Here is a 14,973-nt window from a genome sequence, read left to right as displayed (position 1 = left end):
GTAAAAACACCTGAAATCTTACTTGTACCAATTCAGATACACTGAAATTATCAAATTACTCATGGGGATTGAATTTAATTTTTTAGTAAAAATACCGAAGACATACTTCAGTAAATGAGTCTTATATGTCACAATGATTTATTATTAGAACAAAAAACAGTCAATCACATAACCATATAAATTTTATCCGTACAAATAACATAATATATAGTGCTATATATTATTTCAAATTCCCTAATATTTTCGGAGTCGTCAGATGACTCAAAGCCTAGCTACCCAAAATTACCCTATGAGAAACTTCTCTACCCTGGTCGAACTACTACGCTGGCGTGCCACCTATGAACAGGACAAGCTCGCCTATACGTTCCTCATAGATGGGAAAAAAGAAGGTTCTCCGTTAACGTATCAGGAACTAGACCGCCAAGCCCGTGCTATTGGCGCATTGTTACAGCAACAGAATGCTCAAGGGCAGAGGGCATTGTTGCTCTACCCGCAGGGAGTGGAAGTCATAGCAGCTTTCTTGGGTAGTCTTTATGCAGGGGTAATAGCTATACCAGTGCCACCGCCAGATGCGGGTCGATTAAAGCGGGCATTGCCTAGGTTACGGGCGATTGTCGAAGATGCTAATGCGTCCTTTGTTTTGACCAATCAAAGCTTTCTAGACATTCTCAAAGAAGCAGCATCAGATTTCTCTGAATTACAAGAGATGACATGGATTGCCACGGAAGACGTTGATTTGCAACTAGCAGATCAGTGGCAAGATTCCCAAATTAGTGCAGATAGTTTGGCATATTTGCAATATACCTCTGGTTCTACCTCTACACCCAAAGGAGTGATGATCAGCCATCACAACATCATGCACCACTGCGCCTATCTACAAAAAGCCTGTGGTTACGATGCTGATAGTGTTTCCATCACCTGGATGCCCTACTTCCACGATTATGGATTGGTGGAAGGTATAACCGAACCACTATACAACGGACATCCCTGCTACATCATGTCTCCCCTGGCATTCATCAAACGGCCGCTGCGCTGGCTGGAAGCTATTGATCGCTATCGTGGTACTCATAGTCAAGCACCTAACTTTGCCTATGAATTATGTGTTAGCCGCATCAGTGATGAACAAGTGGCTAACTTAGATTTGAGTAGTTGGCAAGCAGCAGGAAATGCCGCCGAACCTATTAATCCTAGAGTATTAGAACAATTCTTTGAAAAATTTGCTCCTGCTGGTTTCCGCTGGGAAACCTTTGCACCTGCCTATGGGTTAGCAGAAGATACATTGCTAGTATCCACTAGTCCAAAACAACAACCACCAGTACTGTGTCTGGTAAAAACATCAGAAATTGAGAAAAACAAAATTGTAGAAGCTACTGGTTGGGGTGATGGTGTCCGGGCTATTCCTGGATGTGGACAACTGGTGTGTGATACCCAGGTAGCGATAGTTGACCCCGAAAACCTGACTCGTTGTCCACCCAATGAAGTGGGTGAAGTGTGGGTATCTGATCCTAGTGTGGCAGGTGGTTATTGGAATCGCCCAGAAGAAAGTGAAAATACCTTTCGCGCCCGTACATCTGATACCAATGAAGGCCCATTCCTGCGAACTGGTGACTTAGGCTTTATGAAAAATGGTGAATTGTTTATTACAGGACGGATCAAAGACTTAATTATTATCCGGGGTACTAACCACTATCCCCAAGATATCGAGTGGACAGTGCAGCAAGTTCATCCTTGTTTGCGTCCTGACTATGGTGCAGCCTTTTCTATAGAGGCGGATGGAGTAGAAAGATTGGTGGTTGTGCAGGAAGTAAAACGCAACCCTGAAGAATATCAAGCTGAAGAAGTGATCAATGATATTCGTCAGGCGATCGCCGAAATTCATGAACTGCAAGTTTATGCTGTAGTCTTAGCTAAACCAGGTAATATCCTCAAAACATCTAGCGGCAAAATTCAGCGTCGCGCTTGTAAAACCAACTTCCTATCAGGAGATTTGGAAGTATTAAATGACTGGAGTGAAAACCCCAAATACAGCGCCAACTATCGCAAATTATCCAAAGAAGTTGATAACTTACTAGACCAAGTGCAAGTTAGCCACTAAGGAGAACACTATGCAGCTACTCAAACAATTTTGGGTCGCCGAAGCACTCGAAAAGGATTTAGGCGATCCTGGTAATCCAGAGAGTATGATGTCCTTCCAACAGGTAATTGACCTGGATGAGAAGGAAGAATTTCCCCAGGAAATTATCGACTGGTTATATAACTGGAAACTCCAACATTACTACATTCCCACAGAATGCGGTGGTGAATTTACTTGTTTTGACGAGTTCATCTCCTTTGTGCGCGTGCTTGCACGGCGGGATCAAACAGCAGGGATAGCTTTCACTACAATGTTTTGGTCATTCTTGGTTTGGATGGCAGGAACAGATGAGCAAAAGCAAATCCTATCCAGCTTTATGAAAGATGCCAACGGTACTATGTGTTTAGCTTATTCAGAAAAAGCGCATGGTAGTGATTTGTTGGGTGGGGATATGGAAGCCAGAAAAGTTTCTGGTGGTTATCTCCTCAGCGGCGAAAAATGGCCAATTAACCGCGCTACCCGTTCTGGAGTTGCCTTTGTACTCGCTAGGACAGACCCAGAAGGGGGACCCCGTAGCCTTTCCCTATTCATGGTGGAAAAGAGCAAAATTGACCCAGCTAACTATAGTAATCTGCCCAAAATTCTGACACACGGAATTCGCGGTTCGGATATGAGTGGTATCTGCTTTGATAACTGCTTTATTCCCGAATATATGCGCTTAGGGGCTGAAGGTGCAGGATTGGAAATAGCATTAAAAGGCTTCCAAATTACTAGAGCCTTATGTGCAGCTTTTTCCCAAGGTGCGGCTGATACAGCTTTGCGTACCACTCTAAAATTTGCTATAGAACGCAAATTATATGGTAAGACAGTCTTTGATATGCCCCAACCCCGACGCACTCTCACCGATGGGTTTTTGGATATCTTGATTTGCGACTGTTCTACCTTTGGTGTGGGACGTGGTTTTAGTACCATGCCAGAACAAATTAGCGTTTGGTCAGCAGTGGTGAAATATTTTGTCACCACCACCTTGGAAACAGTGGTACAGAATGTATCCGTTGTTCTAGGTTCGCGCTTTTATATGCGGGAAGCACACGACTGGGGCATTTTCCAGAAAGTGTTGCGGGATAATTCCATCATCAGTATGTTTGATGGCAGCACGATTGTAAATCTTCATGCCCTATTACTACAACTACGGCAGTTAGCCAAATCTCGCGCCAGAAACGCGGGCAGCAAGCTAGAAGCCTTGTCCGGGCGGCTTGCTACCACTTTTGACCTCACACAGTCTTTGCCCGCCTTTGATGGCAAGAAACTGGAGTTAGTTAATAGAGGCGGCGATGATGTCTTACAAGGACTAGACTTGGCTTTAGCATCACTGGAGCAGCTAAAAACCGACTCTAATCTGAATCCAGATACTCTCTACCAAATCATTACTTTAACGGACATAGTGCGGGAAGAGCTAAACAATCTGGATGTGCAGATTACCGAGTCAACCTTCCAGTTTGGTCATGAACAAGACCCAGAATTGTTTGATATGGCAAAACAATACTGTGTACTGCACGCTGCTGCTTCCTGTGTGTATACATGGATTTATAACCGTAATCATCTGGGAGAATTTTTTGCTAATGGAGAGTGGTTAGCACTTAGCTTACGTAGGCTAATGTTAAACTTACGACCAGCAAAAGCATTACCTGGAAGAATTGACGACGGTAGTGTAGTTCAAGAAATGATTCGTTTGTATAACGAAGACCGGATGTTTTCCATAGTTCCTTTCCAACTAGCAAAATCTCAACCACAGGAAACTAGCACAGATGCAACTCCAAAACTCCAACTCCAAGCCTGAAACTATGAACGCTGTTGATACTATTCAAGGATGGTTAGTGAACCAGATTGCTAAACAACTGGGAATCAAAGCTGAAACTATTAAAGTGACTGAACCTTTGACACGCTATGGTCTAGATTCTATTGACTCTGTGACGATAGTTGGTGATATGGAAGATTGGCTGGATGCAGAACTTCCTTCTACCTTGCTTTGGGACTATCCAACTATTGAAAAAGCTGCTAAATATTTAGTTGATGAAGTTGGTGTTTCACCAGCGGAAACTACTACTGCTCAACCAGTTGCTGCTGCAAGCAAACCTAAAGAAGAAGCTACTCAAGGTAAAGGTTGGGGCGGTCTTTGGAACAAGATTAGTGGTAGTTGATATTGGTGATTGGGAAAGAAGGTAACAAGGAACAGAGAACAGGGAACAGGTAAAGAATTTTCTCCCCATCTCCCCACCTCCCCATCTTCCCACCTCCCTATTCCCTATATTTCACAGGTTGGAGGCATGGTGAATTGAATTTTTCGGAGTTTTCTTTTTGGTGGGTGCTAATACTTTTCAGCATCCCTTACTTTACAGTCCGCTATATTGCCAAGTCTTTGAACCTGTGGAAAGGTGCTTTTGACGGGGTGGGCTTGGCGGCTATGTCCTTATTATTGTTTGTCAACGCCTCCAAGTCTAGCTTTGCTATTTTCATGTGTGAAATCATCTTCAACTACATCATGGTGTGGTTGATGTTGAGACAAACAGAATGGAAAGCTAAGGCGATCGCTACAATTGTCATCGTAATTGATATAGCTATCTTGGCTTATTTCAAATATCTCAACTTTTTCGTTGAAGATGTTTTAGGTTTAGTAGTTCCAGGGTTAGCAGAAAATTGGCAAGCAAAGTCTATTCCTGGGATGGGTTCAATTCCTCCAGGATTGTCTTTTTATACATTTCAAATGGTGGCGTTTGTAGTTGACTCATACACCAGCAGAAAAAAACAACCTATTGCGGCTTTAGATTACGTCAACTTTGTTTCCTTTTTCCCACAAGTGGTAGCAGGTCCGATTGAACGGAGAGCAGACTTGTTTCCGCAGATTGAAAACTTTAGATTCAAATTGACTTATGATAATTTTGAATCGGGTTTTCGGTGGTTATCTCTAGGACTATTTATGAAGTTTGTCCTGGCAGATAATATTTCACCTTATATCAAATTAGAGCAAGCTGATAATCCTTGGTTAGTTTGGTTTTTTGCCTTTTTGTTTACATTACAAATTTATTTTGATTTTGGTGGATATAGTTTTATTGCTGTAGGTTTAGGAAAGTTCGTTGGTGTGAAATTAACCCTTAACTTTCTTGCTCCCTATACTTCCCAGAGTATTAACGAGTTTTGGCGCAGATGGCACGTTACCCTTAGCACTTGGTTTAGAGACTATGTTTTTCTGCCTCTGATGGGCAAAAACATGAAATATGCTCCATTTTATCTTTTTATTACCTTTACTTTATCTGGTTTCTGGCATGGAGCCGCATGGAACTTTATTTTGTGGGGAGCTTATCACGGTTTATTACTCCTAGTATTGCGCTATGCTGGACGACCATTTTATAAATTTTTAGGACAGCAGAAGTTGCTGATGCCACAGTTTATTTCCTGGGCTTTAACTTTTGGATCTGTAATCCTGGGATGTCTGTTTTTTATGGAAACAAACACAGGACGCTTGATGCAAAAGCTGTTAGTTTTAATAACTCCTTGGAATTATTCTTTAGCTAATTTGGGTGAAGCTTTGACATTCTTTAATGAGAATGGAGCAGCGGCTTTAGTATTTACTTTGGTGCTGGCAATAGGAGTATTACTGATGGAACAAATTGGAGTTTGGCGACAAGGAGAAACGGACTATGATTTGTTGGTTTCTCCTTGGATGTCACGGGTTTTATTAGTGCTAACTATTTTGTTGGCAGCTAATACACCTTCTCCATTTATTTACTTCGAGTTTTAAACAACCAAGCTGAGAGGGCAGCCAAATAAACTAATAACAAATCACGAATTACGAATTACGTTCGCGCAGCGTGCCGGAGGCACTATTACGAATTACGAATTATGAACAAGTTTTTCAGACTTTCTAGTTGGTTTGCGATTGCTGGTTTAACCTGGAGTGTTGGTTATTTTTACAATGCCCGTTATGGTGGTGAACTTAGCTGGGTGCGAATGTTGTATGAGCAGAAAATGGCCATTGCTAAGGAAGTACAAGCACCCCGACGTATTCTTGTTGTTGGTGGTTCGGGCGCTCATTACACCGTCGATGCCAAACTGATGCAAGAGAAATTAGGCATCCCTACTATCAACATAGCTACTGATGGACCTATCGGTTTAGATGTGATTTTGCCTAGTGTTTCTGATGTGATCAAAAAAGGCGATATTGTCCTACTTATTCCTGAATATTTATTGTTACTAGATGATGACGGTTTTGGCGATCGCTCTGGCCAGTTTGGTGCTGCTATTGGTAAACCCGGTTTGGGAAATGTTCCCCCCAAGCAACTCGCTCAAGACTTAATGTTGTTAGGTATACCCACTCTCAAAGCCGCAACTAAATCATCTTTGGATGTTATAGAAAAAGGCCGTTTAACTGGTTATTATTCTGATCCCGTGACAGCTAACGGTGATCCGACAGTCATGAAAAAACGGACTAAGAGCAAATGGTGGTCATTAACAATTAATAATAGTGTTTCTCCTCATTCTTTGCGGCGGATTCAACAATTTAAACAGGAAGTTGAAGCCAAAGGAGCAACTTTGGTATTAGGACTTTCTTGGATTTATGGTAGCACTGATCCTCTAACTCTCGGTAATATTCGTAAAACAGCAGAAGAGTTAGAAAAAATTGCCCCGGTACTTTATGACAAAGAAAGTTTAAACGTCAAGACTGATTCTAGTTTATTTGCTGATACTCATTATCATCTGAATCCTAATGGTCGTCGTACCCGCACCAGTGAACTTGTTGAGCAGTTTAAAGCTGCAAATATTAAATAACATATACATTATATGGGTTGATAAAATACTCATTGAGGCAGGGAATAGGGAATAAATTTGTTGGTGATTCATCTAGGAATTATATATATTTTATTTCGCGTAAAGACGCAAAGGAGCAAACTATGGATATCAAGTATGAATTATATATATGAAGATAGATAAGTTGCTTATTAATGGGCATTTGAAAAACAAAAATACTACTAATTCCCATACGCGAATTTGTATTTTAGGTGGTGGTTTTGGTGGTCTTTATACGGCTTTAGAATTGGGGAAGTTTGCTCAATTTCGTCAGCCTAATTATGAGATTATTTTAATTGAAAAACGGGAGCATTTTTTATTTACCCCTTTACTTTATGAAGTGGTAACTGGAGAATTACATAGTTGGGAAGTTGCACCCACTTATAAAAAGTTGTTGTCTGATAGTCAAGCCAAATTTTATCAAGCTGAAATTCAAAGTGTTGATTTAGAGCAAAAATTGGTAACTTTGGAAAGTGGAGAAATACTAAATTATGATTTTTTGGTATTGGCTGTCGGTAAAGAAACGAGATTAGATATAGTCCCAGGTGCGGCAGAATACGCCCAAACTTTTCGCACTTTAGCAGATGCTGAATATTTAAAGGAACGGTTAAGGATTTTGGAAGCATCTGATATTCCCGTAATTAAAATAGCTGTAGCAGGTGCTGGACCGAATGGTGTGGAAATAGCTTGTAAATTGGCAGATAGACTAAAAAAACGGGGAGAAATTCGCTTAATTGATAGGGGCAATGAAATACTCAAAACTTTGCCTAAAGGTTGTCAAACAGCAGCTTATAGAGCTTTATTAAAAAGAGGTGTGCAGATAGATTTGAATACTTCTGTTGAGAGAATTGAATCTAATGCAATTATGATTAATCATCAAGGTAAAACTCAGAAATTACAAACAGATTTAGTATTATGGACAGGAGGAAATCAATCAATTCAATGGGTAAAAGATTTAAATTGTCAATATAATCAACAAGGACAAGTTATAGCTACTCCTACTTTGCAACTAGCAGGATATCCTGATGTATTTGTATTAGGAGACTTGGCAGAAATTCGAGACGTTAAAGGTAATGAATCTCCCGCTACAGCCCAAGCAGCATTTCAACAAGCCCCCTGTGCGGCTCGTAATATCTGGGCAAAAATTACAGGACGAAAATTAAAGTCATTTAGCTACTTACATTTAGGAGAAATGTTAACTTTGGGTATTAAGAATGCTGTAGTTTTTAGCTTTGGTATTACCTTAGATGGTAGTCTAGCTCGTATCATTCGCAGAGGCGTTTATATTCAAAGATTACCCACTTTAAAACATAAATTGCAGGTGGCTAAAAGATGGATATTAGAAGGAATTAAAAAACTGCTAAGAAGATAAATGCTCACGCAGAGACACAGAGACGCAAAGAGACTAAGAGTTTATTAAATAAAAACTTATATGGTTACTCAACAAGAAACATCAAAAACATCCTGGGGAAAAATACTAGATACCGTTATAGGATTAGATTTGCGATCGCTGGCTGCGTTTCGCATCGGTATTTCCATCATCATTCTCGTAGATTTATTTACTCGCTTTAGTGACCTCACCGCCCACTACACAGATTATGGTGTACTTCCCCGCACTTTACTAGCGGAAATCGCTAAAACTGGACATTGGTCTTTACACGCTATTAGTGGTGAACCAATTTTTCAGGTGTTATTATTTGCACTGGCAGCATTTTTCGCGTTGCAAATGTTGGTGGGTTATCGCACTAGAGTTGCTACCATTGCATCTTGGGTATTGTTAATATCCATGCACAATCGTAACCCAGCCTTGATTTTTGCTGGGGATGATGTGTTACGCGCTCTCATGTTTTGGGCGATGTTTTTACCTTGGGGCGCTCGTTATTCCCTTGACAGTGCGCTGAATACTTCTCAACGCCAGTTACCAGCAACAGTGGTTTCTGGTGCAACTTTTGCTCTGATGTGTCAGCAGTGTTTTATCTATATTTTTTCCGCTGCAATTAAATCTAAAAGTCCCATTTGGACTGATGGTGATGCCGTTTATTATGCTTTGAGTTTTGACCAATATGTGACTCATTTAGGTCATTTTTTCCTGAATTTTCAGCCCATTATGAAGCTATTCACTCAAATTACTTTGGTGTTGGAGTGGATCGGTCCATTAGCAATTTTTATTCCTTTTCGGAATAACTTGTTTAAAACTATCACGGTTTTTACTTTTATTGGTCTGCATTTGGGATTTGGTTTAACTTTAAATATTGGCATTTTCCCATTTTTGAGTACCTTTAGTTGGTTGGCTTTTCTGCCTAGTTCTTTTTGGGATTATTTGGAAAAGCGTTTGCAAACTCCCGCACGTCAAGGGTTAAAGATTTACTTTGATGCTGATTGTGGTTTCTGTAAAAAAGTAGTGCATATCTTACGCACGCTGTTAATTTTGCCAGGAACACCATTATTAATGGCGCAGGAATATCCTGATATTTATGCTGATATGGAGGCTAATAATTCTTGGGTAATTGAGGATTATCAAGGAAAGCGATATTTTAAATTTAAAGGCATTGTTTATGTGGTGAGTTTGTCTCCTATATTTAAGTTTTTAGTGCCTTTACTAAATTGGCAACCAGTGATGGCAGGAGGGACAAAATTTTATGAAGCGATCGCATCTAATCGTAAGTTCGCTGGTAATTTTACTAAACCTTTCAAATTCCGTCCTCTGGAAGTTCGTAAATCCAAAACTTTAACTCTTTTAGCTTTAGTGTGTTTAATTTACGCTACTATTTGGAATATTCAAAGTTATGCTCCTGATTTATTTAAGCGGAAAATTTGGCAACGCACAGAAGTTATGGGACGAATAACAAGACTTGATCAATCTTGGAGTATTTTTGCACCTGCACCTCCCAGAGATGATGGTTGGCACGTTGTTCCTGGAAAACTAGAAAATGGTAGTGAAGTTGATATTTTCCGCTTTGGCAATGCTGTTAATTGGGATAAACCAAGTTTAGGTGTCAGAAGTGCAATTTATCGCAATATGCAATGGCGCACCTATTTTATTAATCTAAATCGTGCTATTGGTAAAAAGCTTTATCCTTTTTATGGAAAATATCTCTGTCGTGCTTGGAATAACAAACATCAAGGAGGGGAAAAATTAGAAAAATTAGACGTTTATTTTATGGATGAAAGAACAGTACCACCAGGGGAAGAACAAACTGTTGAGAAAAAGCTGAAATTGGAACAGTCTTGTAATTAATTAATCCGACTGGGAATTAATTCCCAGTCTCATAGCGAAAGTCTGTTAAAACAGACTAAAAGAATTTTGTAGTAATTAATAAATTCAACATCCTGAAAATCCTGAAATCCTGGATATCCTGATTCAGACAATCTGCGTTTATCTGCGTTTATCTGCGTTCTTATCCTGAAAATCCTAAAATCCTCGACATCCTGATTCTGACAACAAAATCATGTTATCACTTCAAAAGAATGCACCTCTAAAACAGAACCAATCATTGCAATTGTCATTAAATCATCCCGAACTTTTCCTGTAATTCTGGCTGTTTGTCCTGACTTGAGTAAGTTTTTGTCAGTGCCTTTAGGAATTTCATAAGTAACACCTTCATCTGTTACAAATGCCCAAGCACCAAGTCCAATATTGCGACGTTCGATTTTGCCTGTAACTGTAATAGTCATAATGAGAAATAGGGAATAGGGAATAGGGAATAGGGAATAGGGAATAGGGAATAGGGAATAGGGAATAGGGAAGAATTTTTGATTTTTTAATTCTTTTTTACCCAGATCCCCATTACACAATTATTTAAGCTATTTGTTTTTCGTCTTTTAATGCTAACCGTGCTAGTCCGTAACACAGTAAAGCATTAACTATTAGGAAAATACGCGCCAAGTTACCATCTCCTAATCCCCAAACAGCGGGATCATAAATGGCACTAACTATTAAACAAGCTGATACTCCCAAGGTAGAACCAACAGCAAACCATTTCCAATTGGGATGTCCTAACAGCAATACTATTAACAAGATGGGAATTAGTACACTGGCAAAGAGAGGATTTAAAACCCCTGTTCCCTGTAAACTATTGCCTAGTTCGGGTATAGAACTACCCAAAACCCGGAAAGGCCACTGGGGAAGGTCAAAGATATAAAATCCTTTCAGGAAGAATAAACCAGAACTACCAAAAATTAAACCGCTGGATAAAGACCAACTCCAAGTGAAGGGGAAGTAAACCCGTAAAAACCAAGCGAGGAGGTAAGAACCTATGACCATTAAAATCTTAGGTAATAAAGCTACAGCACCGCCATCTATCCAAAAGCGGGGGTTGAGATAGCCGTTATCCCGCAACCACCGGAAAAAGTCGGGAAAACTAATTTGTCCTTCGCTGGCCAATTTCACTGCTGCTTCGGCGTTCAGTTGTCCAGCACCGTAATAATTTAAACCGTCGTCTTGGATAACTCTAGCTGACTGTTGGAGGACTTTTAAAATTTCATCAGGTTCTGTGACTCCGGCGGCTTTAATTAATGCTGCCACACCGGCAACGTGGGGAGAGGCCATACTTGTGCCTTGGAGTCCCAAAAATACGCCTTGGCCGTTTTCATCAATGGTTTCTTGGAGAATTGTCCCTGTTTCGCTACCACCGGGGGCGGAGATATCTACACCAGCACCAAAGTTAGAATAGGATGCTTTTTCTCCATCTGGGCCAATTGCAGAAACACCAATAACATGAGGATAACGGGCTGGATAACTAGCCCCATCTGTACTTTCATTTCCCGCAGCGGCGATAATGACTACACCTTTTTTGTAGGCATATTCAATCGCATCTTGCATGAGTTTGCTTTCACCACCACCACCTAAGCTCATGTTAATCACATCTGCACCGTTATCGGCGGCAAATTTGATGGCTTCGGCGATATCGGCAACTGTACCAGCACCATCAGTATTTAACACTTTCAAGGGCATGAGACTGGCTTCGTAAGCGACTCCCGCGACACCATATTGATTATTGGTACTTTGGGCGACTGTACCAGCTACATGGGTACCATGTCCGTTGTCGTCTTTGGCTGTTTCTGTATCGTTGACGAAATCATAGCCTTTGACAAATTTGGTTTCAGCTAAGTCCCGCACCTGAGTAATACCTGTGTCAATGACTGCAACTGTGATGTTGCTGCCTTTGGTGCGAGTCCATGCGCCTTCTATGCCGATTTTGTGCAGATTCCACTGCTTACTGTAATATTGGTCGTTAGGGCCAATTAATGAAGAACTGGGATTGTCATTGTTTGGGGATGGGAACAGTTCACCTAGTGCTGTGGCCTTGCCTGTGGGGACTGTCCTGTAAATATAATTTGGTTCGATGAACTCTGTAGCTTTAGCAAAGGGAGATTTTCTTAAATCTTGCAAACGTTGGCGATCGCCTTTGATAATATACACATGATCAGCATCTGAAAATTGGTTATCCAGTCGGGGTGTAACATTATATTGTTGAGCGATCGCTTGTAAGTCTTGTTTAATCACCGCTGCTGGAATATCTTCCCGAAAATCCAGCAAAATTGTCTCAAATTCACCTTTGGTTGCCAATCCCTGCACACTCAGGAAACCGAACACGGCAGCAACCAACCCGATGACAAACAAGCCCAATAATATAAGTCTTCTCATATCAACTCATCACCGCTCTTTGTCAGTTTGCACACTACCATAACTCAAAATTCAAAATGATAAAAGGAAGGAGTATGGCTTACGCCACGCTTCGCTATCAGGAGTTCAGGAGTATGGCTTACGCCACGCTTCGCTATCAGGAGTTCAGAATGAAGGATGAAGAACATTTTTCTTTTATCTTCCCTGTTCCCTGAATCCTTACAAAATTAAAAAATTCTATTTCCCAGTCCCCAGTCCCCAATTCCCTGTATCCAATTACGAATTACGAATTACGAATTATTAATTATGGAACGTGGTCTTTTATGGTTGCCCCTGTTAGTGGCATTTTTTTGGTTAGCTTGGCAAGGTTCAAAAGAGTATCAAAAAGTTGAAGCATATCGCCTTTGGGCAGAACAGTTTGAACGAGCTAAGTATGATATTTATGCCGTTTTAGGGCAAAAAGGTAATGATGTTACCTGGGGAAAACCCACTCCCCAAGGACCAATTCAACTAGAAACTTTTTCTTTACTAGATGTCCAGGAAATTAAATTTTTGATAGATAACAAACAAGTAGAAATAGGAAATCCACCCCAAAAAGGGCGTGTGATTGAGTTAGAATTTTCATTTTCTGAACTAAATAAATCAGTTCGTGTTCCCTTTACAGAAATTTCTTTAGCGTCAGAATGGGGTAAGTATTTTCAGGGAGTTTTACAAAACCTCAATTCCCAAAATCATTAAATATCAACTCAATCCCCTGTTCACTATTCCTTATTATAAATTGCTGAATGTGTTTACCTGAGAGACGTTTTATGCATTACTTACTTCTGTATACTGCCACATCTATTCTCATTGCAACTTCAGCAGTAGCGGTATTTGCTGCACCAGCCAAAATTGCCCAAGTTAGCACAGTAGGCAACATTAACCGTCCTACTCTAAAAATTGGTAGTCAAGGAGATCGGGTGTCTGAACTTCAAGCTGCACTAAAACTTTTAGGTTTTTACACAGGTGCAGTCGATGGTGTTTATCAAGAAGGTACAGCTAGGGCGGTTTCCCAGTTTAAACAAGCAGCTGGTTTAAATCCAGATGGTGTTGTAGATGCGATCACATGGCAAAAACTTTTCCCCGGCGTATCAACAGTGGCGACTATTACTTCTTCAAATCCTGTTCCACCTATATCAACTGGTAATTTCACTGTTCCTACCAGAGTTAATAACACACTTGCACCCAAACCTACTGCTCCAAAACCAAGTGTCATTGCCCGCAATCAAAACAATACTGCTTTTCAACCAACTCCACTTAAACAGCAAAATCCCAGCATTCAATACACCGCAGAGGGATGGCCGATTTTGCGTTTAGGTAATCGTGGTTCAGAAGTCGTCAAGCTGCAAAAACTACTACAAAACTTGGGCTTTTTGAAAGGGAGTATAGATGGAGACTTTGGTGCTACCACTGAAGCCGCTCTCAAAGCTGCTCAAATTCGTTATGGTTTAACACCTGATGGTATAGCTGGTGGTGCGACTTGGGAAGCTTTTATCAGACGTTTACCCCAACAACGTTAGATTGACAGGACTTACGCACAGAAGTTATCTGTTAGGGCTGGGTGTAAGTCCTGTTTCCGTGTTCATAATTTTTCCAGGATTTTTTCATCACTGTAACAAGCGGGTAGACACTGTGAAAATATCGAGTTCTGAACTTTTGTCACCCGTGACTGGGAATTTTAGTTTTTAGATTAAAAAAATTTGGTATAAGCCCGGAGTCCGTAAATCCCAAATTTTCAAGCTCTACACTTGAGGGTGGAGTCAATCCAAAATCCAAAATACTCGCTGTGCTGCGTACGCTTCGCTAACGTAAATCCAAAATTGAGTAACCTGCCAAATCAAGGTATGCTAATTTTTATTAAGATTTAATAATTAGGATAACAAGGCGATGAACCTGGAACTTTCTCCAACAGTGAAATTTGGGTTGAGCTTCCTTCACCCAGTAATCATGTGGATACTATTGGCACTTTCACTCTATGCTGCTTACTTGGGTTTGCAAGTGCAGCGTACCAGAAATGCTTCAGCAGAAGAAAGAAAAGAACTGATTAAAGGCAAATATACGATTAAACACCACCAAATTGGATCCATCATTTTAGCTTTGATGGTAGCTGGTTCAATTGGAGGTATGGCTGTCACCTACATCAATAATGGCAAATTATTTGTTGGTCCCCACCTGTTAGCAGGTTTAGGAATGACAGGTTTGATCGCCTTTTCTGCTTCCCTCTCCCCTTTTATGCAAAAAGGAGCAAACTGGGCGCGGGCAACTCATATTTTGTTGAATTTCGGAATTTTAGGGCTATTTATTTGGCAAGCCTTCTCTGGTGTAGAAATTGTGATCAAAATTTTGAGTCAAGCGTAGGCAGGAGGCAGGAGGCAGGAGGCAGGATAAA

The 14,973-nt window shown here is 40.6% G+C and carries 12 protein-coding genes; 10 read left to right on the top strand and 2 right to left on the bottom strand.

What is annotated here, in order from left to right; translation table 11 throughout:
- Window positions 1-256 precede the first annotated feature (256 nt).
- The 7 genes from A0J48_RS02710 to A0J48_RS02680 all read left to right on the top strand — a co-directional run bounded on the left by A0J48_RS02710 (window position 257) and on the right by A0J48_RS02680 (window position 10,157).
- The gene (locus A0J48_RS02710) at window positions 257-2,095 is read left to right on the top strand and encodes a fatty acyl-AMP ligase (protein WP_234300678.1); all 1,839 of its coding nucleotides are present in this window, start codon (window positions 257-259) and stop codon (window positions 2,093-2,095) included.
- A 10-nt stretch (window positions 2,096-2,105) separates the two neighbouring features.
- Window positions 2,106-3,914, top strand: a complete 1,809-nt coding sequence (locus A0J48_RS02705; RefSeq protein WP_200320096.1) for an acyl-CoA dehydrogenase — start codon at window positions 2,106-2,108, stop codon at window positions 3,912-3,914.
- On the top strand, window positions 3,883-4,275 hold the full coding sequence (locus A0J48_RS02700; protein ID WP_200320094.1) for an acyl carrier protein: 393 nt from the start codon (window positions 3,883-3,885) through the stop codon (window positions 4,273-4,275). The genes A0J48_RS02705 and A0J48_RS02700 overlap by 32 nt, the downstream gene beginning before the upstream one ends.
- Window positions 4,276-4,439: 164 nt before the next feature.
- Complete coding sequence (locus A0J48_RS02695) at window positions 4,440-5,873, top strand: MBOAT family O-acyltransferase (protein WP_325078240.1); 1,434 nt, start codon at window positions 4,440-4,442, stop codon at window positions 5,871-5,873.
- A gap of 101 nt (window positions 5,874-5,974) precedes the next feature.
- Window positions 5,975-6,901, top strand: a complete 927-nt coding sequence (locus tag A0J48_RS02690; protein WP_200320090.1) for a hypothetical protein — start codon at window positions 5,975-5,977, stop codon at window positions 6,899-6,901.
- A 148-nt stretch (window positions 6,902-7,049) separates the two neighbouring features.
- On the top strand, window positions 7,050-8,291 hold the full coding sequence (locus tag A0J48_RS02685) for an NAD(P)/FAD-dependent oxidoreductase (RefSeq protein WP_200320088.1): 1,242 nt from the start codon (window positions 7,050-7,052) through the stop codon (window positions 8,289-8,291).
- A 60-nt stretch (window positions 8,292-8,351) separates the two neighbouring features.
- Window positions 8,352-10,157, top strand: coding sequence for an HTTM domain-containing protein (locus A0J48_RS02680; protein ID WP_200320086.1), 1,806 nt, complete (start codon window positions 8,352-8,354; stop codon window positions 10,155-10,157).
- 209 nt (window positions 10,158-10,366) lie between these two features.
- Here the strand turns inward: A0J48_RS02680 and A0J48_RS02675 are convergent, their stop codons facing one another.
- Both A0J48_RS02675 and A0J48_RS02670 read right to left on the bottom strand, forming a co-directional pair.
- On the bottom strand, window positions 10,367-10,594 hold the full coding sequence (locus tag A0J48_RS02675) for a hypothetical protein (RefSeq protein WP_200320084.1): 228 nt from the start codon (window positions 10,592-10,594) through the stop codon (window positions 10,367-10,369).
- Between the two features lie 124 nt (window positions 10,595-10,718).
- Complete coding sequence (locus tag A0J48_RS02670; protein WP_200320082.1) at window positions 10,719-12,566, bottom strand: S8 family peptidase; 1,848 nt, start codon at window positions 12,564-12,566, stop codon at window positions 10,719-10,721.
- Window positions 12,567-12,851: 285 nt separating this feature from the next.
- Between A0J48_RS02670 and A0J48_RS02665 the strand changes: the two genes are divergently transcribed.
- The 3 genes from A0J48_RS02665 (at window position 12,852) to A0J48_RS02655 (ending at window position 14,942) form a co-directional block, all read left to right on the top strand.
- Window positions 12,852-13,283: a hypothetical protein gene (locus tag A0J48_RS02665; RefSeq protein WP_200320080.1), complete on the top strand. Its 432-nt coding sequence runs from the start codon at window positions 12,852-12,854 to the stop codon at window positions 13,281-13,283.
- 71 nt (window positions 13,284-13,354) lie between these two features.
- Window positions 13,355-14,104, top strand: coding sequence for a peptidoglycan-binding domain-containing protein (locus A0J48_RS02660; protein WP_200320078.1), 750 nt, complete (start codon window positions 13,355-13,357; stop codon window positions 14,102-14,104).
- Window positions 14,105-14,471: 367 nt separating this feature from the next.
- A complete protein-coding gene (locus A0J48_RS02655) occupies window positions 14,472-14,942 on the top strand; it encodes a DUF4079 domain-containing protein (protein ID WP_200320076.1) in 471 nt (156 codons plus the stop codon).
- The last annotated feature ends 31 nt before the right edge of the window (window positions 14,943-14,973 follow it).

This window comes from Sphaerospermopsis aphanizomenoides BCCUSP55 (assembly GCF_001586785.1).
GTDB classification, from domain to species: Bacteria; Cyanobacteriota; Cyanobacteriia; order Cyanobacteriales; family Nostocaceae; genus Sphaerospermopsis_A; species Sphaerospermopsis_A aphanizomenoides_A.
Note: the sequence above shows the minus strand (reverse complement) of the source record. Positions and strands in the feature narration are given on the sequence as shown.